Origin of the sequence: Bacteroides cellulosilyticus DSM 14838, assembly GCF_000158035.1 — a bacterium.
Lineage (GTDB): Bacteria > Bacteroidota > Bacteroidia > Bacteroidales > Bacteroidaceae > Bacteroides > Bacteroides cellulosilyticus.
This window is the reverse complement of record NZ_EQ973490.1, coordinates 2,115,599-2,135,929: the sequence shown is the minus strand read 5'-3', so window position 1 is coordinate 2,135,929 and position 20,331 is coordinate 2,115,599. Positions and strand designations below refer to the sequence as shown.

Annotated in this window: 15 protein-coding genes; 5 read left to right on the top strand and 10 right to left on the bottom strand. The window is 45.8% G+C overall.

Translation table 11 applies throughout. The annotated features are described in order from the left end of the window. The 5 genes from BACCELL_RS12245 (at window position 1) to BACCELL_RS12225 (ending at window position 7,263) form a co-directional block, all read left to right on the top strand. Window positions 1-1,332: a sugar MFS transporter gene (locus tag BACCELL_RS12245; protein ID WP_007212117.1), complete on the top strand. Its 1,332-nt coding sequence runs from the start codon at window positions 1-3 to the stop codon at window positions 1,330-1,332. Continuing rightward, on the top strand, window positions 1,308-2,504 hold the full coding sequence (gene nagA / locus BACCELL_RS12240; RefSeq protein ID WP_007212116.1) for an N-acetylglucosamine-6-phosphate deacetylase: 1,197 nt from the start codon (window positions 1,308-1,310) through the stop codon (window positions 2,502-2,504). The genes BACCELL_RS12245 and nagA overlap by 25 nt, the downstream gene beginning before the upstream one ends. Continuing rightward, entirely contained in the window at window positions 2,501-3,268 is a 768-nt protein-coding gene (locus tag BACCELL_RS12235) for a glucosamine-6-phosphate deaminase (protein WP_007212115.1), read from the top strand. Before nagA ends, BACCELL_RS12235 begins: the two co-directional genes overlap by 4 nt. Window positions 3,269-3,280: 12 nt before the next feature. Beyond that, window positions 3,281-4,831 (top strand): family 20 glycosylhydrolase, encoded by a 1,551-nt coding sequence (locus tag BACCELL_RS12230; protein ID WP_029426687.1) that lies wholly within the window; start codon window positions 3,281-3,283, stop codon window positions 4,829-4,831. Between the two features lie 101 nt (window positions 4,832-4,932). Continuing rightward, the gene (locus BACCELL_RS12225; RefSeq protein WP_007212113.1) at window positions 4,933-7,263 is read left to right on the top strand and encodes a glycoside hydrolase family 20 protein; all 2,331 of its coding nucleotides are present in this window, start codon (window positions 4,933-4,935) and stop codon (window positions 7,261-7,263) included. Window positions 7,264-7,296: 33 nt separating this feature from the next. On the opposite strand, the gene BACCELL_RS12220 is transcribed toward BACCELL_RS12225, so the two are convergent. The 10 genes from BACCELL_RS12220 to BACCELL_RS12175 all read right to left on the bottom strand — a co-directional run bounded on the left by BACCELL_RS12220 (window position 7,297) and on the right by BACCELL_RS12175 (window position 20,327). Continuing rightward, window positions 7,297-8,784 (bottom strand): MBOAT family O-acyltransferase, encoded by a 1,488-nt coding sequence (locus BACCELL_RS12220; protein ID WP_007212112.1) that lies wholly within the window; start codon window positions 8,782-8,784, stop codon window positions 7,297-7,299. Further along, entirely contained in the window at window positions 8,765-9,802 is a 1,038-nt protein-coding gene (locus BACCELL_RS12215; RefSeq protein ID WP_007212111.1) for an SGNH/GDSL hydrolase family protein, read from the bottom strand. Before BACCELL_RS12215 ends, BACCELL_RS12220 begins: the two co-directional genes overlap by 20 nt. Continuing rightward, complete coding sequence (locus BACCELL_RS12210; protein ID WP_044153815.1) at window positions 9,789-11,162, bottom strand: SGNH/GDSL hydrolase family protein; 1,374 nt, start codon at window positions 11,160-11,162, stop codon at window positions 9,789-9,791. The genes BACCELL_RS12215 and BACCELL_RS12210 overlap by 14 nt, the downstream gene beginning before the upstream one ends. A gap of 155 nt (window positions 11,163-11,317) precedes the next feature. After that, window positions 11,318-11,611 carry a PG0541 family transporter-associated protein gene (locus tag BACCELL_RS12205; RefSeq protein ID WP_007212108.1) on the bottom strand — a complete coding sequence of 98 codons (294 nt, stop codon included), beginning with the start codon at window positions 11,609-11,611 and terminating at the stop codon, window positions 11,318-11,320. An 80-nt stretch (window positions 11,612-11,691) separates the two neighbouring features. Beyond that, window positions 11,692-14,862, bottom strand: a complete 3,171-nt coding sequence (locus BACCELL_RS12200; protein ID WP_007212107.1) for an efflux RND transporter permease subunit — start codon at window positions 14,860-14,862, stop codon at window positions 11,692-11,694. Window positions 14,863-14,952: 90 nt separating this feature from the next. After that, window positions 14,953-15,972 (bottom strand): efflux RND transporter periplasmic adaptor subunit, encoded by a 1,020-nt coding sequence (locus BACCELL_RS12195; protein WP_007212106.1) that lies wholly within the window; start codon window positions 15,970-15,972, stop codon window positions 14,953-14,955. Window positions 15,973-15,991: 19 nt separating this feature from the next. Continuing rightward, window positions 15,992-17,344, bottom strand: coding sequence for a TolC family protein (locus tag BACCELL_RS12190; protein WP_007212105.1), 1,353 nt, complete (start codon window positions 17,342-17,344; stop codon window positions 15,992-15,994). Window positions 17,345-17,378: 34 nt separating this feature from the next. Then, window positions 17,379-18,038: a TetR/AcrR family transcriptional regulator gene (locus BACCELL_RS12185; protein ID WP_007212104.1), complete on the bottom strand. Its 660-nt coding sequence runs from the start codon at window positions 18,036-18,038 to the stop codon at window positions 17,379-17,381. A 166-nt stretch (window positions 18,039-18,204) separates the two neighbouring features. Continuing rightward, window positions 18,205-19,701 carry a histidine ammonia-lyase gene (gene hutH / locus BACCELL_RS12180; protein WP_007212103.1) on the bottom strand — a complete coding sequence of 499 codons (1,497 nt, stop codon included), beginning with the start codon at window positions 19,699-19,701 and terminating at the stop codon, window positions 18,205-18,207. Next, on the bottom strand, window positions 19,698-20,327 hold the full coding sequence (locus tag BACCELL_RS12175; RefSeq protein ID WP_007212102.1) for a cyclodeaminase/cyclohydrolase family protein: 630 nt from the start codon (window positions 20,325-20,327) through the stop codon (window positions 19,698-19,700). The genes hutH and BACCELL_RS12175 overlap by 4 nt, the downstream gene beginning before the upstream one ends. Window positions 20,328-20,331 lie beyond the last annotated feature (4 nt).

The following is a 20,331-nucleotide window of genomic DNA, read 5'->3' as shown; positions in this document are numbered from 1 at the left end:
ATGTTTAAAGGTAACGTTCAACAAAAGCCTTCCTCCAATCTGCTGCCTATGCTGATGCTGGGAACGCTGTTTTTCATCTTCGGACTGGTATCCTGGGTAAACTCCATCTTGATTCCCTACTTCAAAGTAGCTTGCGAGTTAACCCACACCCAGTCTTATCTGGTAGCCCTGGCATTCTACATCGCTTACCTTGTGATGTCTATTCCCGCTGCCAAACTGATCGGTCGGATCGGCCCCAAGCGGGGTATTATCGCAGGATTGTGGCTTATGGCAGCCGGGACCGTCCTATTCGTTCCGGCAGCCTGCACCCGGGCCTATCCCGTTTTCCTGACCGGACTATTCACCATAGGCACCGGTCTGTCTATCCTGCAAACCGTAGCCAATCCTTATGTCACCATACTGGGACCCATAGAGTCGGCAGCCCGGCGTATCAGTATCATGGGGCTATGCAACAAGATAGCCGGAATCATCGCCCCCCTGCTGTTTGCCGCCGTCATCCTGAAATCAACGGATACCGAATTGTTCGAAGTGCTGAAGAGTAACAGTGTGGCAGGTGCAGAGAAAGACCTCTTGCTGGACGAACTGATACGGAGGGTTATTGTCCCCTACTCGATACTTTCCCTGTTCTTGTTCCTGTTTGGCTGCGCGATACATTTCATCCGGCTGCCCGATCTGAGTAATGAACAGGAAAAGAGTACCTACTCTTCCGGTGACCACAAGTCTATCGGCTCGTACCCATACCTTATATTAGGAGTATTCGCCATCTTCTTTCATGTGGCGGCCCAGGTGATTTCCATCGATACGATTATCAGCTATGCCGAAAGTATGGGATTCAATCTGCACGAAGCCAAGATATTCCCCAGCATCACTTTGTCCTGTGCTCTTGTAGGATATTTCATCGGTATCCTGCTGATTCCCCGGTTTGCCAGCCAGCAACGCATGTTCCGTATCTGCACCGTAGGCGGACTGATATTATCGGTCTGTGTACTGGTGATTCCCGGAGAAGTACAGATGTACGGACATGCCACTTCCCTCTCCATCTGGTGCCTGAGCCTGATGGGAGTATGCAACGCACTGATCTATGCCGGAATCTGGCCGCTTGCCATACATGACCTGGGACGCTGGACGAACCTGGGTTCCTCGTTCATGGTGATGGCACTCTGCGGCAACGCTTTCATGCCGGTCATCTATGGACTGATAGCCGATCATTACGGATTACGGATCGGATATATCGTGCTGATTCCCTGCTTCCTTTATTTGATATTTTACGCATTCTACGGATATAAAATCAATCATTGGTCTGAATTATGGAAACTGAAAAAGGACAAATAACCAGAATTTATAACGGTGAAATCATCACTCCGGAACGTAACTTCGGAGTGGGAACCGTACTCATTGCCGAAGGAAAAATTATCGGCATAGAGCCGGGAAACTATGAAGTACCCGGCAGCATAGGTCACGATGCACACGGCGGCTACATCGCCCCGGGATTCATCGACCTGCACACACACGGCGCAGGTGATTCCGATTTCATGGATTGTACGGAAGAAGACTGCCTCACCATTGCCCGCGAACACCTGCGGCATGGAACTACCTTACTTTATCCTACCACACTGGCTTCGGATAATCAGGAACTGTTTCGCTTCCTCGATATATACGACCGGGTAAAAGATCAGCGTTCGGGTGCCGCTTTCGGTGGTTTACATCTGGAAGGCCCTTACTTTGCCTATGCCTTCAGGGGAGCACAGGATCCGCGTTATCTGCGCAACCCTTCTCCCGAAGAATACATGGAGATATTGGACAGGAGCCAGGATATCGTCCGGTGGAGCATTGCTCCCGAACTTCCGGGGGCACTTGAGTTTGGTGATATACTGCACCGACGTGGCATATTACCTTCCATAGCGCATACAGATGCCATTTATGAAGATGTGGTGGAAGCCGTGAAACACGGTTTTACCCATATCACCCACTTCTACTCCTGCATGAATGGAGTAACCCGCCGGAACGCCTTCCGCTATGCAGGTTGTGTAGAAGCTGGATATTTATTGGACGAAATAACCATTGAACTGATAACGGACGGCGTACATGTTCCGGCACCGCTTATGAAACTGGCAGTAAAGAATAAGGGTGCGGAGAAGATTGCCTTAGTCACCGACTCCATGCGCGGTGCAGGTATGCCCGAAGGGAAAAGCATATTGGGCAGTCGTGCCAAAGGACGCGAAGTACTCATTGAGGACGGAGTAGCCAAGATGCCCGACCGCCAGTCCTTTGCGGGAAGCGTAGCTACGGCCGACCGGTTGGTACGGAATATGTACCGGATGGGAGAACGCCCCCTGGAAGAAGCCGTGCGCATGATGACGCTCACCCCCGCCGAAATAATGGGCATTGCGGACAGGAAAGGAAAGATTGCCAAAGGATATGATGCCGACATTGTAATATTCGACCCGGATATCCGCATCAACCGGGTATTCATTAACGGAGAAACATTATTTGAACAACCATGAACATAAAAGAAATTAAGAAAGAAGCTTTACTGGCACGGATATGCGCTACCCGCCAGATTATGGGCGAAGATGCCGCACAAGCAGCAGCCGAAAGTATCAACCAATTATTAAAAGAAAAAGAGGAAATCAATATTCTATTTGCAGCGGCCCCCTCACAAAACGAGTTTCTGGCCGCCTTGCAGAAGTATGCTCTTCCCTGGAACCGCATCCATGCCTTGCACATGGACGAGTACATCGGTCTGCAAGCGGATGCGCCTCAACGCTTCGGGAATTATCTCAAAGAACACATATTTGCCGCACTTCCCTTCAAGTCTATACATTATTTATATATAGAAGGCGCCTCACCCGAAAACATCTGCACCCACTATGAAGAAGTTTTGCAAAAGCATCCCATCGACATTGTTTTCATGGGAATCGGTGAAAACGGGCACATCGCCTTTAATGACCCGCATGTGGCATTGTTTGATGATCCCCAGCAGGTAAAAGTGGTATTACTGGACGAGGTATGTCGCACACAACAGGTACACGACGGTTGTTTCTCCAGTCTGGAGAAAGTACCCCAACAGGCAGTCACCATTACGATACCGGTTATGATGAAAGCTACCCGTATCTTTTGCATAGTACCGGGAAAGCCGAAGGCGAATGCTGTGAAAGAAACATTATACGGCCCTGTCAGCACCACTTGCCCGGCTTCTATTTTACGTACTCATCCCCATGCGACGCTTTATTGTGACCGGGACAGTGCGTCACTTTTATCCATCTAAAAAATAAAGACCATGAATCATACCCTTCGTTCCATATACAAAAGTTTACTTTTAGTAAGCGTATTCCTGTGCCTGTGTGTTCCGGCCCGTAGCGCAGCCCCTCCTTCCGACTTCAAAGTCAGGGCTTTCTATCTGGATTGCCGTACACAGGTAATGACGGTTTCGGCAATCAAGGAACTGGCGTCCGACCTTTCAAAGAAAGAGATAAATACTCTGCTGATAGAGTATGAAGCAACATTCCCTTTCCAAAAGCATGCCACTTTGTGTAATCAATTGGCATTCAGCCGCAGCGAAGTGCAGGATATTGTAAGCTATTGCACTTCGCTCGGCATTGAAGTAATCCCGTTACAGAACTGTTTCGGACATTGCGAATACATATTAAGGCACGACCGGTACGCACATTTGCGTGAAGACAGTAAGGAAGTGTCGCAAGTATGTCCCCTCAAGATAGAAGAAGCTAAAAAGGTATTCCGGGAAATCTTCCGGGAAGTGGCAGAATTGCATCCGTCACCTTATTTCCATATAGGAGCTGACGAAACTTATCTGTTGGGAAGTTGCGCACAATGTTCCCAAGTAAATAAGTCGCGCCTTTTTGTTGACTACATAAAAGCCATGTGCGAGGTGGTCAAGGAAATGGGAAAGAAACCTATCATCTGGGCGGATATTATCCTGATGCACCCCGAAGCCGTTCAAGAGTTACCCAAAGATCTCATCTACGTTGACTGGAATTACGGTTGGGAACCGGACCGCTTCGGTAAACTGGATAATCTGCTGAAGCTCGGTGTAAAGATGTGGGGAGCAGCCTCACTGCGTTCGGCACCCGACAATACATATCTGACCCAGTGGATGAAGCATTTCAATAACCTGGCTACTTTCCTGCCCTTTGCGCGTGCTCACGGATATGAGGGAATGATAGAAACTTCCTGGTCAACCAGCGGAACTTATGGTTTCCACTATGATAACGGTTGGGAAATAATCAGTATGCAACCCATCCGGCAGGTATATCCCATGTCAGGATTCCAATTGCTGATAGACGCTTATTGCAAAGCGGTCAATTCATCAGAAGCGATTCATGCCGAAACTTTCATAAAAGAGTATGCACAGCAACGCTATGGGCTGTCGGAGGACGAAGCGCAAACCTTTCTCAACTATTTCCTGCTTCCCCAAGAGTTAGTCCGTCACGGAAAGGATGCTAAAGGAAAGCCGATAGAACAGGTGATACAGGAATGTGAAGAGTTGAAAAGCAACTTCAACAAGATCGTTCCCCGGAAACAGGGCGGTGAATTCGAACATTATCGCCTGATGCTGGACCTGCGCATCAACTATCTTCAGTACAAAGAAGTGGAGTTCACCTACGAATCTTCGAGATATGATGTATCACAGGCTTCCGGACTTGCCACGCAACTTAAAAAAATCATCGGTGAAGCCGGGAAACTGGACAAACGTTTCATCAAACTCAACAAAGATTATCTGAAACCCGGACAAGCGGAAGAGATCAACGCATTGAGAAATGAGAAGATGAACGAACTCTACCGGACTTTAAGCAGACAGGCCGGTTTGTAGTTTTATTCAATACCGGAAGTATACTTTTGCGTCCGTTTATGTGAAAATTCGAAGATAATCACGTACATTTGCATTTGTACAATCAATTAAATACTAACACCATGAGAAAACTTAACCACGCACTTCTTGCAAGTGCTCTCGCCTTGGCATGCGCTTCGTGTACCGCGGAGAAAGAAGCTAACTACCAAGTGATACCTCTCCCCCAAGAGGTAAGTTTAACCCAGGGAAATCCGTTCAAACTGAACGAAAATGTTCTCATCGCTTATCCGGAAAACAATGCCTTATTGCAACGCAATGCTGAGTTCCTGTCGGAGTACATCCAACAAGCCACGAACTACGCACCGAAAACAAAGGCCATCGCGGCAGGAGAACAAGTGAAAAATGCAATTGTACTGGGGCTTGACCCGGGCATTGCAAACAAGGAAGGCTATGTGCTGACTACCACCCCCGAAGGAATCAGCATCAACGGACAAACCGAAAACGGAGTGTTCTATGGCATCCAGACTTTACGCAAATCCATTCCCGCCGAAGCCAAAGGAGCAACCGTCCTGATACCGGCAGGTGAAATTAAGGACGAACCGCGTTTCAGTTACCGCGGTATGCACCTCGACGTAGGACGTCACTTCTTCCCCAAAGAGTTTATAAAGAAATATATAGACTTGCTGGCACTGCACAATATGAATACTTTCCACTGGCACCTGACTGAAGACCAGGGCTGGCGTATTGAGATTAAAAAATATCCGAAACTTACGGAAATAGGTTCTCAACGCAGTCGTACGGTAATCGGAAGAAACACACAAGAGTACGACAATACGCCGTATGGTGGTTTCTATACACAGGAAGAAGCTAAAGAAATCGTGAAGTATGCGCAGGAACGTTACATCACGATAATTCCGGAAGTAGACTTGCCGGGACATATGCTTGCCGCATTAGCTGCTTATCCGGAAATGGGATGTACAGGCGGTCCATATGAAGTATGTCCTCGTTGGGGCGTATTTGAAGACGTACTCTGCATCGGTAATGATAAAACCATGCAATTCCTGGAAGACGTAATGAGTGAAATCATCGAAATATTCCCATCAGAATATGTACATATCGGTGGCGATGAAGCTCCACGTACCCGTTGGGAAAAATGTCCGAAATGCCAGGCACGTATCAAAGCGGAAGGGCTGAAAGCTGATAAAAAACATACCGCAGAAGATCGCCTGCAAAGTTATTGCATGACACGTATCGAGAAGTTCCTGAACAGCAAGGGACGCCGGATTATCGGCTGGGACGAAATTCTGGAAGGCGATGTAGCCCCCAATGCGACAGTAATGTCATGGCGCGGAGCATCCGGAGGCATAGAAGCGGCACAAATGGGACATGATGTAATTATGACGCCCAATACCTATTGTTATTTCGATTATTATCAGACGGCAGACACCAAGGATGAACCGCTGGGTATCGGTGGATATGTACCCATAGAAAAGGTGTATAGTCTGGATCCTACTTTCGATCTGAATGAAGAACAGAAAAAACATATTATTGGTGCCCAAGCCAACTTATGGACAGAGTACATAACTACCACCGAACATGTGGAATACATGGTATTACCCCGTATGGCTGCCCTTGCCGAAGTACAATGGACGCAACCCGAAAAGAAAGATTTCAAAGATTTCACTAAACGCCTGGCTCGCCTGATGAAGTTCTATCAAAGAGATGGCTTCAACTATGCCAAGCATGTATTCGATTTGAAGGTCGACTTCACACCGGATGTTGCCAAGAAAGCGGTAGTAGTCACATTGAGTACTATTGATAACGCTCCTATTTATTATACATTAGATGGGACCGAACCGACTACAGCTTCATTGAAATACACAGAGCCTGTTGCCATTACTGAAACAGCAGATTTCCAGGCAGTGGTTATCCGCCCGGAAGGAAAGAGTAAAGTGGTGAATAAAAAGATTTCTTTCAATAAGGCTACATATTGCCCTATCGAACTGACCTTCCAGCCTTCGGAAAAATATAAATTCGGAGGTGCTATCACCTTAGTAGATGGTATGAAGGGAAATGATAGCTATGCCACCGGAGCCTGGTTAGGCTTTGTAGGTGGTGATGTGGAAGCCATCATCGACCTGGGACAGGAAACAGAAATCAAGCGGGTAGCTACGAACGCCATTGTCGATATGAGTGCCTGGATTATGGGAAGTACAGGGTTGGTAGTCTCTGTATCTGACGATAACAAAGAGTTCCGCGAAGTAGCCGTTAAGGATATTCCGGCAGAAACAAACATTGATAAGAAAGGTGTGGAAAACTATGAGATAACTTTCGATCCGGTGAAAGCACGGTATGTGAAAGTTGTCATCAAGCGCAGCCCTGCCCTGCCGAAAGGACATGCAGGCGAAGGAAAAGCTGCTTATATGTTCATTGACGAAATAGAGGTGGATTAGAAACCTCTCCTCAATGAAGGGAGAGGAGAAACTTTAGAACTGGAAATAAATGAAAGGCTGAATCTCCGTACTCTTCATCTGGATTACCAAGTAAATTAAAGCAAGCATCAGAACCGCCTTTCCCATCAGGGGAAGGCGGGTTACTGTTTTACAGCAAGCATTCTCCCAACGATCAGGGCAGAAATGCAGAAAGAAACCCAATGCCATCAGTGCAAACACTTCCCAATAGCCTGCAATCAGTTGCGGGAAAAGTTGCGGACGGAAAGTGGTACAGATCTGTTTGATCATATCCAAAGAAGTGGAAAAGTCCGCATTGCGGAAGAATATCCAGCAGAAACAAACAAAGTGGAATGTGATCAGTATACCGAAGAAACGGCGGATGCCGTGACTTTCTTCTCCCTTCTTTCTTCCAGTCAACGTCATCCAGAATTTATGTGCCGCCAAAGCAATGCCATGGAACAATCCCCAAACGACAAAATTCCAGGAAGCGCCATGCCACAAACCACCCAAAAACATGGTAATGACAAGATTGGCATACTGGCGAATCTTTCCTTTCCGGTTTCCACCCAAAGATATATAGAGATAATCTTTCAGCCAACTGGAAAGCGAAATGTGCCATCGCCGCCAAAACTCCGTAATAGAAGCGGACTTATAAGGAGAGTCAAAGTTCTTATTAAAATGAAAACCTAACAACAAGGCTATTCCGATAGCCATATCACTGTATCCGGAAAAATCACAATAGATTTGCAAGGCATATCCATAAACACCCATCAGATTTTCTACTCCGGAATAGAGCGTAGGATTATCAAAAATACGTTCTACAAAGTTCACACTGATATAATCCGAAATAATCGCTTTCTTGAACAGACCGCTTGCAATCAGGAATATCCCCCTTCCGAACATCTCATGGGATACGAACAAAGGACGGCGTATCTGTGGGATAAAGTCACGGGCACGTACAATAGGACCTGCCACCAATTGTGGGAAGAAGGATACGTAAAAAGCATAATCCAGCAAATTAGTAAGAGGGGTTATATCTTTGCGATAAACATCGATGGTATAGCTAAGTGACTGGAAAGTAAAGAAAGAAATACCCACAGGGAGGAATATATCGTAATGATGGAACGTGCCGCCTAGCAGCGAAGCGAAGACATCTCCCAGAAAATTAGTATATTTGAAGTATGCAAGCAAACCAAGATTAATAGCAAGGCTAAGCACAACACTTGCCTTACGTTTCCAGCCTACGGAAGTACCTGCCATAAAACGAGCAATAAAGAAATCGCTTACCGTGACAAGTGCCAGCAGGAAAAAGTAAGTTCCGCTACTTTTATAATAAAAATAATAGGAGAATGCGGTAACAAACAACAAGCGTGCAGTCAGACGGTGTTGCAACAGCAGATAAACCAGTATAAATGCTGCAAACAACCACAAGAAAATACCGCTACTGAATATCATCGGCGCTTGCGGGTCATAAACGAATACGTCTCGCAGACGGTTAAAGTCAATATCCCACATAATCATTATAGGCTTTTAAAAGAGCTTGATAAAACAATTCACCTTGCAGCACATATCCTTCGGGAAGATAATGTACATGGTCCGGACGCATCAATTTTGCTTCCTGCCAGTTCAAACAAGCACGCTGTCTCCCTCCCACCGCTTCGTACATATCCCACACTGCAAGACCGTTGTCATCAGCAAAGCGACGCATGGTTTCTACGGCAATAGCAGTACGGGGATTAATGGAATAGGTGCGGCGGCGGCGACTTTTCCGGAAGCTGTCGTAGGAACCGGGAGGAGTTGTCATCAGTAAGGGTACATTGGGCAGACTGTCGCGAAGCATACGCACCAGTTCATCCATTTGTCGGTAGTGTAACAGGGTGTTATAACGTCGGTTATGGCTTTCGTTCGTTCCGAAAGACAGTATAACCAGGTCAGGATGCAGGGCGGCAATATCAGAAATACGGTCGGGACGGGTAAAGGTGGTACAAAAAGCGCCATTGATACCCATATCGGTATAAGAGATAGCACCAAAAGTTTCTGTCAGCAGCGTTCCGGTGGTACGGGGCAAGATACGTCCACGGATATGGCTGTCACCGATATGTACGATACGGATGGTATCTGTAGAAAAGCCGGCATGTAACAGACGCAACTTTTCCCAAAAAGGATTGAGGATGCCAAGGCTATCCGTCAACTCATTTTCACCAAGTTGCTGAAAGCCGGAAGGAAAAGCTATTTGAGGAACAGCAACAGTATCCGTACGCTGGGAATAAGAACGGAGTGTGTCACAATTTGCTGTGACTTTACTAATTAGAGGGCAGGATGGAATAGGGTCCTGGGCATGAAGCGGAAAAAAGCATAGAAGAAAGAATATTAGTATATAAGAAAATTTTAGGCGCGGATTACGCGGATTACACGGATTACAGTGTAGATACGAATACTCTAAATGTAACTTTCTTGAGACAAAAGAATCCGTGTAATCCGCGTAATCCGCGCCTAAAAAATCGTTCAATAGAACCCTATTTACATTATTCCGCTTCATAAGCCCTCCTCCTGTCGTACTGTTCCTTTCCATACACAAGCGCTTCATAAAGTAGGCCTGCCAGGTGCTTACCTCCCCGGAAATTAATATGCGTATAGTCATAATTCGCCAAAGAAGGCTTGACATGTACCAGATTCGCCATGCTTCCCTCTCCTCCCATTGCTTCGAACATATTCCAGAAAGCAATGTCGTTATCCGCCGCCAGATTTTGTTGGTAACGCACCAGATTTTTAATGCCGGGCATTGTGCGTAGAGTGCCATCTTCCGTCTTATAATCCCGGTCACCTACGCTGACTATCAAGATACCTGCTTGTGGAAATGCATCCTTCAAATGATCAATAGTAGTCTGCATACCTGCAATGTATTTGTCATAATTCCGCCCACGTTCAGTAGCAACGTTCAATCCATATTGCAAGATAATCAGATCGTAAGGACGCTGCTCATTAAATTCGTGCATCATCCACACAGGAATAGAACGCAAGGATAAGCCCGAACTGCCGCGCAAAGAGAAATTATCCAGGATAATTCCTTTTTTACCATCCATAGCCAAACCATAGAATAAGGTAGAGTCCGCCTCATCAACCGTCCAACGGACAGAACCGATGTTTCCATCCACTTGCATTTCCTGCAAATCATCTGTAGCCAGGAAAGTACGGGTTTGCTTTTCGTTCCGGTTGACATTCACAGAAAGGGTGACTTCTCCTTTACTATAAAAGAAGATAGAAGCCTGTTCACAGGTATCCAGATGGGAAGCATATTTATTCTGTCCCTTCAGTTCCACATAAGCACCGGGACGGGGAACAAAGTAATGTCCGGAAATACCTTGCTTCTTGCGGTCAAAGAAAGTAGAATCCATTACAGAATGGCTTTGCCAACCACCAAACGAGTGGCGCACGGTAGGGCGGAATCCGCTGGTCATAGAAGTAATGGTAACAAAACCTACTCCGCAACCACCATATTTATCCTGCAACATATTACGTAAATCCGCAGTAAGAATATCCGCTTCAATGAAGGAATCTCCGAAAACGGCAATACGTACCTGACGGGGACGCTGTGCCAATTCATCCAAAGCCCGGTAAAAAGGTGTCATACCGCGCAGAGTAGAGTCGCTGTAGTCTTCAATGCACGTCATACCCGCACGGCAGGTATCCACAAATGCAGGTTTCACCTTCGGCGGAGGCGGAAGCAAACTGTCCGGTTCTTCCGCAATATCTTTCTGAGTACGCACATCACCCAGCAAGTCGACACGCCTCATTACGTGTTCACCTACCGTAAAAGCGGGCAGGAAGTACATCAGTAACAAGCCCGCCAATATAATCAATGCCCAAATGCAAGTATATTTCAGATAATTCTTTTCCATGTTGTCCATAAAGGATTTGCAAAGATAGAGAAAAGACATAAAAAGAGAGGGAAATCTTCACGTTTTGTAAGATTTCCCTCTATCAAGTTATTAGTGAACGCCTCCACTACCCTATGCGACGGTCTTGCACAGGCTATGCGAGCGTCTTGCGTAAACTATATAGTCTTCTCGATATTCCAGACGAATGCCCGGAGACCGAGTTGCTGCGTCTCTTCGTCCATCCGATGGAGCGCATCGAGCAACGGGTCAACTTTAGCTTCGTCTACAATAGTAATAATAGCAGAGCACATACTGGGCCATGCGTGACTGCCATAATGCGGCTCTCCCGTCTTGCTGCCACGTCCCTGCACTTGCTGCCAATAACTGAATCCACGGCAACCCTGACGGTCGAGTAACGCCATAATGCGCTCAAAGAACGCCTGGTCGAATGTTATAAATACGGATTTCATTTGATTTATGATTTATGATTATGATCTATGAACCACAAAACGATAAAGACCGAATGGCAATTCATAAATCATAAATCCAATTATTGTTTTCTTGGTTTCGTCATCTTCTCTTTATGAACCTGATAGTAATCATTCAGTTCACGATCTTTCTTGATCTTACGACGGTTGCGTCTGATACCAATACCGGCAAACGAGCAATAAAGCACGGGAACCAAAATCAGCGTCAAGATGGTAGATACCGTCAAGCCACCAATTACGGCCACACCCAACGGACGCCACATCTCGGCACCTTCACCCTGACCTACAGCCATCGGAACCATACCGAGGATAGTAGTCAACGTAGTCATTAATACCGGACGCAAACGGCTACGACCTGCCGTAACCACAGAGTGGAGTACCGCCATACCGCGCTCGCGACAGAGTGTGATGTAGTCAATCAGCACGATACCGTTCTTCACCACGATACCAATCAACATGATTCCACCCAGCAAACTCATTACGTTCAGGTTGGTGCCCGTAAAGAAGAGGGCCATCAACACACCGCTGAATGCAAACGGGATGGAGAACATGATAATAAACGGATAACTCAAAGACTCAAACTGGGCGGCCATTACAATAAATACCAGAATGATAATCAGTACAGCCAGTGTACCCAAGTCGGAGAACGAATCCTGCTGGTCCTCATACGAACCCGAAATCTGGATAGAAATACCACTCGGCAAGTCCATCTTATCGATAATGGCATTACCATCGGCAACTACATCACCCAACGGAACTCCGGAAATAACGGCGGATACCGTCACAACACGTTCACGGTCCTTACGCTCGATGGTAGGAGGAGCTGAGCGCTCAACTACTTTACCGAGGTCTTTTATACGAACACCATCACCGGAAGGTGTATAGATAAGAATGTTCTCCAAATCTTCAATCTTTGTACGAAACTCGGGAGCGTAACGTACACGGATGTCGTACTCATCACCGTCCTCACGATAATAAGAAGCCAAAGCTCCGTTCACGCGATTACGCAGATAACCGGAAGCGGTTGACAAATTCAGTCCATGTAATGCTAATTTCTCACGATCAAAGTCTACCTGATATTCAGGTTGGTAATCTTGACGGCTGATATTTACTTCACTTACACCTTTTACATCCAGCAGTTTCTCTTTCAGCTCAGCCGAGACTTTATCCGTTGCGGTAAAATCATAACCATATACCTCGAAGTCAGCACTGGCCTGGGCACTCATACCACCGGTACTACCACCAAGGATTACCTGCGCTTTATCCAATTCAGGATAAGCCTTCAGGTCTTCACGCATTTCGTCGCAGACCGTTTCCAGCTTTACATCACGATCGCCCGGACTTACTAAACTAATATTAAAGCTGATAATATGGCTACCATTATCCTGCATTGAGGCGAAAGTATTGTCCGAATCAGCCTGTCCCACCGTATAGTTACAAACCTTCATCACACCTTCGTAACGCTTCATCCACTTTTCCGTCAGTTCCGAAGCCAATGCTTGTGCACGCTCTACACGGGCACCGATGGGAAGTTGCAAGTTCACACCGATACGGCTATTATCAGCTGCCGGGAAAAACTCCGTACCAATATACTTGGCACAGAACAAACTTGCCACAAAGAAAGCAGCACAACCGATCATAACAGTTATACGATGGCGTACAGCCCAATCCAGACGATTTTGATACCATACGTCAAGAGCATCGAGCCCACGCTGAATCGGTGTATAAAGAGCAATGAACATCTTACTCTGCTTCTTTTGCAAGCGCAGGAGTTGCGCACACATCATCGGTGTAAATGACAAAGCCGAAATAGTAGAAACAGTCATGATCACACACATCATCCAACCCAACTGGCGGAACAATACACCGGACATACCGCTCACCATAGTCAGCGGGAAGAATACCGCAATCATGGTCAGCGTCGAGGCAATAACGGAGATGGCCACCTCGTTCGTAGCATGAACTGCTGCCTGCTTCGGCTCGGACCCTCGTTCAATATGGGTCGTCACATTCTCAAGTACCACAATAGCATCGTCCACCACATTACCGATAGCAATGGAAAGACAAGAGAGCGAAATAATATTCAGCGAACCGCCGTCTATAATACCCAAATAGATAAATGAGGCTACCAATGACATCGGGATAGTGATACAGATAATAACCGTAGCACGCCAACGCCCCAAGAATACAAATACCACCAGGATTACGAACAACATGGCGTACATGATAGTCTCTTCCAAGCTGTCAATGGTATTCAGAATGTTATCGGAAGTATTAACAATGATACCCAGCTTCACGTCACTCGGCAACGATTTCTGCAACTGCGGCAACATATCAATTACTTTTTGCGAAATAGCCACAGAGTTGGCACCGGACTGCTTTTGTACCACAATCATAGCACCTTGCACGCCATTACTATACGTCTTCTGCGCACGTTCTTCCACAGAGTCTACCACTGTTGCCACATCGCGCAAATAAACGGAAGCTCCATTGTGCGTACCTACTACGATATTCTCCATTTCCTTGGGGTCCTTGAACTCTCCCTCTACACGAAGTGAATAGGTATTACTTCCCACATCGAAGGTACCACCCGGTGTATTGCGGTTTTCAGCACTAATAATAGAACTGATGGTCTCCACTGAAAGATTATAAGCATCCAGTTTGTTAGGGTCGCAATAAACATTTACCTCACGTTTGGGTGCACCGGAGATAGACACTGTACCCACACCCGGCACACGAGCCAGCGGATTTACGATGTTGTCGTCCAATATTTTATAAAGTGCCGGCTGACTTTCTTCTGCCTGAACGGAAAGCAGCAGGATAGGAATCATGTCCGTACTGAACTTAAAGATAATAGGTGTCTCCACTTCATCGGGAAGCTGAGAGCTTACCATATCCAGTTTATCGCGAACATCATTCGTCAACACATCTATATCATATCCATATTCAAACTCCAGTGTAATCACAGAGATGTTTTCTGAAGATCTGGAAGTAATATGCTTTAGGTTGCTGACAGAGTTCAGCGTATTTTCTAACGGACGGGTCACATTGTTCTCAATATCCGACGCACTGGCTCCCGCATAGGAAGTCATCACCATGATGGTGTTGGTCTCGATATCCGGGTAAAGGTCCACCGGCAATTTTGACAAAGAGAACAGACCAAATATCGCTACTGCCAAAAAGCAGAGCGAGGTCATAATCGGTTTTTTAACCGCTCCTTCGTATAAACTCATGTTATTAGTGTTTAGTGATAAGTGATGAGTGATGAGCTCTTTGTAGCATTATGACACAAGAAGCAATCACTAATCACTAATCGTTAATCATTATTTCTCGACTTCTACTTCTACGCCATCGGCCAACTTGGACTGTCCTGCTACGACCACTTGTGAGTTGTTATCCACACCGGAAATCAACTCATATTCCGTATCCATACGACGTCCCAGTTCCACTTTGTTATAAGAAACTTTTCCGTCCTTATATACATATACATAGCGGTCACCGGAACCGGCACGTTTTACGATAGCCAAATCAGGCACAACTACGTGTTCCTGTGTTCCGAAGTTCAACGTTACACGGGCAAACATACCCGGACGGACTTTCTGGTCGCGGTTAGTCAAACGCACTTCAACAGGGAAAGTACGGGTATTCGGGTCAATGGTAGGATAAACCAGATTTATCGTTCCTTCAAACTCTTCGTCACCATACACATCTACTTTGACAGCTACGGGAGAACCTTTCTTTACTTTCGCAAAATAGCCTTCGGAAACGTTGATCATCAGTTTCACCGGAGTGATCTGTTCCACTACCAGCACCGGGTTTCCACCACTATACATATCGCCATTATCGTAATTACGAGCCGTTACCACACCATTGATGGGGCTGAGTAATGCGGTATTTTCCAACAGATTCTTATACGTAGTCTTCTGTACGTCCAATGCCATCTTGGCTGCATCCCATTCGGATTTGGAAGTGCCGCCCACCTTATATAATTCGTCGGTACGCTTGAATTCTATTTCTTGGTTATCCAGACGGAATTTCGCCTGCTTCAAATTGGCAGCATCCATCTGCACCAATTTCTGCCCTTTAGAAACACGGTCACCCACTTCCACAAATATCTGATCGATACGCACCGGAGAAGAAGGAGCAATATTGTTTTTCACTTCTGCCTGTACAGTAGCGGTATATTCTTGTATCTGATCTACAGGACGTGCGGTCACAGAGGCCAGTTTAACTCTCGGTTTTTCATCTACCTTTTCAGCTGTAGCCTTGTCTTTCTCTCCACCACTGCATGAGCTCAGCAGAGCAACTGCCACCAGGGCAATTAATTGAACACTTTTTTTCATATCGTTGTGATTTTTCTTTTTACTTATTAGTTGAATAGTCGCGACCTAAAACCTGATCAAGATCAGCCTTAGATACCAGATAGTCGTAAATAGATTGGTTGTAAGTCAGTTCAGCCTGGGTTAACGATACTTGCGAACTGTTGAGTTCCAGCACTGTACCTTTACCTACTTCGTAGCGCTTGCCGGCTATTTCCACTGCTTTCTGAGCCTGCATTACGTTCTCTTTATTACTTACCACCTGCTCTGAACTTGCTGCCATATTGTTCTGGTAGCTGGTAATCTGCATGTTCAGTTTGCGCTCCGTATCCGTGCGGTTTTCCTTTAACTGATTGATCTGAATTCGTGCGGTTTTCAGTTTCGTAAAGTTACTGGCTTTATAAAGAGGGATATTCAGGGTAAAGACCAAAGCAGAACTTCCGCCCCAATTATAGTCGAACACATTCCAGTTATTATTATACAATGACTGGTATTGATAAGAATAGTTCATTCCCAGTGTCGGCATGAAGTTCGTCTTCAGGGACTTCAGATTCTGATTAAGCATCTTTATGTTCAGGTCGAATTGCTTCATTGTGGTATTGTTCACCAAACCTTCATTCAGTTCATTCAATTGGTTAGCAAACAAATCGGTCTCATAATTAGCCAGATTATCGGCAATCTTGAGATCGAAGTCTTCCGTTATTCCCATCAGCACTTTCAGCTGAAGTTTGGATAAGGTAACGGCATTTCCCGCTGAAATGACATTCGGCTTTACACTACGCATTTGTACTTCAGCGCTAATCTTATCAAATTCGCTGACGGCTCCCTGCTGGTATTTTGCATTGACCACGTTATAATTGTCTTCTGCCAATTTATAACTCTTCTGCAAAACCTCATAAGAGTCTTGTGCCAACATTAACTGATAATACGCTTTAGTAACCTGATTCACCAAATCCTGCTTAGAAGCACGGGATTTTTCTACTGCCAACTCTATGTCGGTTTTCGTCATAGACATTGCTTTGTAGACCGAAGGGGCAAATAACGGTAAGCTGATATTCAGAGTCCCGCTTACTGTATTCGAATCGTCCTGACCCATTTTGAAAGACTGACCGCCAAGGTTCATCTGGGCTGCCGTAATCGTATGGTTCCATGTTCCGCCAATGCTGGCCTCTGGCAATAAACTTTGCCAGGTCTCCTTGTTAGCCACCTTTTTCAGGGCTATTTCCTCTTCTGCAACCTTTATCGTAGGATTATCACTAAGTGCGATTTCCAGTGCTTTGTCGAGGGTCAAGGTTAGGGGTTCTTTTGTTTCCTGTGCCTGTACATAGCTTATAGCCAATAAAAGGACCACAGTCAACATAATTTTCTTACTTGCCAAAAATAGTTGTCTGTCCATAAAAATAAATCTGTATGTATATTAGGATTATTTTTTATTCCGTATTGGGCTGTCGGCTCTTACGGTATTCCCGGATAAATTCTTCCAGTTTACGAGCACCTTTTTCTGTTGAGATTCCCCGGAGATAAGTGAACATGATAGATTCATATACTTCCAGGAAAGAGTGCTCTTTGCAGAGATCCGTATTCATCAGCAAGTCGAGCTGCTCGCGCACCAACAGGTTTACAATCGTAAAGTTAACATCATCGCGGAAGTACCCTTGCTGTATACCCAGTTTAAAGAAAGCAATCGTTTCCTCGGAATCGCGGTTGCGACGCTTCATCAATTCGGCATAGACTTTAGGGTATTTCTTGATGTCTTCAAAAAACTTTTTATTAGTATTGTGAAACTTCTCGATACTCCGCTGGTAGAGTTTTAACAAAACTTCCAATACATTCGAAGCCTTTTCATAGACATCTTTCACGTAAGCATCTCCCTCACGCTGAGCTTTCAGGAGACATTCCATCAGTAAGGTTTCTTTATCAGAAAAAACTTCATACAAAGTACGTTTGGATATACCTAATGCCGCAGCAATGTCATCCATCGTAATACTCTTGATACCATGAGTAGCAAAAGAATTCAGAGCAGTATCGATGATACGCTCCCGCAACTCTAATCTTTGAGGGTGTTCTTTCATATTGTCGCCCGTTTTCATTTCTATTTTCTCTTTAATTTTTTAGATTTCAAGTAGAAGAATGTCCACTTTCGGAATAAAACTGGGCAAATATAGAAAGAAAACTCAATTCTCTAATTGAGTTTCCTTTGAAAGATTAACTATATTAATGTTTATTATACTTCCGGCAGATTTATTGGGAAGAATGTCAATAATCGAACTTCGTCCGGTTCAGAAACGCCACTGTCTTATGAATTTCTTTGTACATGACAATGTCGTCTTTAATAAAAGGGACTTCCTTGCGATATTCGTTCAGGAAGCGTTCCAAAGCGGGAGAAGTCTTTAAAGGGCGACGGAATTCGATACCCTGTGCGGCATTCATCAATTCGATGGAGAGAATGTGTTCCAGATTGTCCATGATACGGTACAATTTGGTAGCTGCATTAGCTCCCATGCTGACATGATCTTCCTGTCCGTTGGAAGAAACAATGGAATCACTGCTGGCAGCATAGCAATACATCTTATTCTGACTAACCATAGAGGCAGCAGCGTATTGCGGTATCATAAAGCCGGAGTTCAGACCGGGATTGGCTACCAGAAATTCAGGCAAACCGCGCAGTCCCATAATGAGTTGTGCTACCCGTCGCTCGGAAATGTTTCCTAACTCAGCCAAGGCGATGCCGAGGAAGTCATAAGAAATGGCAAGTGGCTGGCCGTGGAAGTTTCCACCGGAGATGATACGGTCTTCATCGGGAAAGATAGTAGGATTATCCGTTACAGAATTAATTTCGGTCAGCAAGACAGAAGAGACATAACGAATGGCATCTTTCGTTGCACCATGCACTTGGGGGATGCAGCGGAAAGAATACGGATCTTGCACATGGGCTTTGTATTGAGCAATGATTTCACTGCCTTCCAGGAGTTTACGGAAATTATCGCCTGTCTCGATTTGTCCCCGGTGCGGACGAATTTGCTGGATACAATCCATAAAAGGATCAATACGCCCATCGAAAGCTTCGAGGGAAAGAGCGGCAATAAGATCGGCTTTCTTGGAGAGTCGGAAGGCTTTCAGAATGGCAAACACACCATTGGCACTCATAAACTGCGTACCGTTGAGCAGAGCAAGACCCTCTTTACTCATAAGTTTCACCGGTTCCCAGCCGAACTCATCAAGGACACTAATAGCTTCGCGCTTCTTACCTTTATAATAGACATCGCCCACACCGATAAGCGGCAGGAAGAGATTGGCAAGAGGGGCCAGATCACCGGATGCACCGAGCGAACCGCGGTCGTAGACAATGGGCATCACGTCGTTGTTGAAGAAATCGAGGATACGCTGCACGGTAATGACTTGCACACCACTATGTCCCAAAGACAGGGCATGGGCTTTCAGCAACATCATTAGTTTGACGATGACGGGACGTATTTCTTCACCGACGCTACAAGCATGACTCTTTATCAGGTTTTCCTGCAAGGTGCCCAGTTCATCGGGGGATATATTTTTGCTACACAGGGAACCGAAGCCTGTGGTGATACCGTACAAAGGTTCTTCGGACTCGGCTATCTTATGATCGAGGTAGTCGCGACATTTCTGTATCCGTTCTTTGGCTTCGGAGGCCAGTTCCAGTTTCAGATTCTCGTTGATAATTCGTTCGATGATGTCGAATGTGAGTTCACCGGACCCTACATGATAGACGTTTTTCATACTCGTAATTCTTGGTTAACAACATCCAATACTTCTTTTTCGCGCTCACAAGCCAAGCGTTCCAGCACATCGGCCTCTCTTTGGAGTTCATCTGCAAAGGTTTTATCTTTGATGGAACCCAGGTTGATGCGAACATTCAGCAAGGCACCCAGTACAGCTGTACGGGCGGACATCATGGCCACACAAGCATCAGTCACTGCATTACGGTTTCCCAAACGGGCAACGTCGGCAATTACCGACATCAGCTCGTAGGCATTACGTGCTACTTGCATGGGGACAAGAGCGGCATACTTAGTAGCCTCCTGAATGGCAGCGCTGCGGGCAGCTTTTTCTTCATCGGTAGCCTTGGGCATTTTGAAGCAGGCAAATACGGCATCATAGGCTTCCGAGTCACGATCTATATCAGCTATGAATACGTCTTTCTCTCTCAGTGCGAGAGAAGCAATATGGTTCATAAGTTCCTCGTGTTCTTCGTAATTCTTCTTGCCGATGGTGAGATTAGCAACCATAGCGGCAAGTGCCGAAGCTACGGCACCGTTCAAGGCAGCAATGCTCCCACCACCGGGAACGGGATCACTGCCCGCCACTTTATTCAAAAATTCTTTCACTGTTAAATCAACTAACATGGTA

Excerpts from the sequence above, each read along its gene's own strand:
- BACCELL_RS12245 (WP_007212117.1), top strand. The coding sequence starts at position 1 with ATGTTTAAAGGTAACGTTCAACAAAAGCCTTCCTCCAATCTGCTGCCT.
- nagA (WP_007212116.1), top strand. The coding sequence starts at position 1,308 with ATGGAAACTGAAAAAGGACAAATAACCAGAATTTATAACGGTGAAATC.
- BACCELL_RS12235 (WP_007212115.1), top strand. The coding sequence starts at position 2,501 with ATGAACATAAAAGAAATTAAGAAAGAAGCTTTACTGGCACGGATATGC.
- BACCELL_RS12230 (WP_029426687.1), top strand. The coding sequence starts at position 3,281 with ATGAATCATACCCTTCGTTCCATATACAAAAGTTTACTTTTAGTAAGC.
- BACCELL_RS12225 (WP_007212113.1), top strand. The coding sequence starts at position 4,933 with ATGAGAAAACTTAACCACGCACTTCTTGCAAGTGCTCTCGCCTTGGCA.
- BACCELL_RS12220 (WP_007212112.1), bottom strand. The coding sequence starts at position 8,784 with ATGATTATGTGGGATATTGACTTTAACCGTCTGCGAGACGTATTCGTT.
- BACCELL_RS12215 (WP_007212111.1), bottom strand. The coding sequence starts at position 9,802 with ATGAAGCGGAATAATGTAAATAGGGTTCTATTGAACGATTTTTTAGGC.
- BACCELL_RS12210 (WP_044153815.1), bottom strand. The coding sequence starts at position 11,162 with ATGGAAAAGAATTATCTGAAATATACTTGCATTTGGGCATTGATTATA.
- BACCELL_RS12205 (WP_007212108.1), bottom strand. The coding sequence starts at position 11,611 with ATGAAATCCGTATTTATAACATTCGACCAGGCGTTCTTTGAGCGCATT.
- BACCELL_RS12200 (WP_007212107.1), bottom strand. The coding sequence starts at position 14,862 with ATGAGTTTATACGAAGGAGCGGTTAAAAAACCGATTATGACCTCGCTC.
- BACCELL_RS12195 (WP_007212106.1), bottom strand. The coding sequence starts at position 15,972 with ATGAAAAAAAGTGTTCAATTAATTGCCCTGGTGGCAGTTGCTCTGCTG.
- BACCELL_RS12190 (WP_007212105.1), bottom strand. The coding sequence starts at position 17,344 with ATGGACAGACAACTATTTTTGGCAAGTAAGAAAATTATGTTGACTGTG.
- BACCELL_RS12185 (WP_007212104.1), bottom strand. The coding sequence starts at position 18,038 with ATGAAAACGGGCGACAATATGAAAGAACACCCTCAAAGATTAGAGTTG.
- hutH (WP_007212103.1), bottom strand. The coding sequence starts at position 19,701 with ATGAAAAACGTCTATCATGTAGGGTCCGGTGAACTCACATTCGACATC.
- BACCELL_RS12175 (WP_007212102.1), bottom strand. The coding sequence starts at position 20,327 with ATGTTAGTTGATTTAACAGTGAAAGAATTTTTGAATAAAGTGGCGGGC.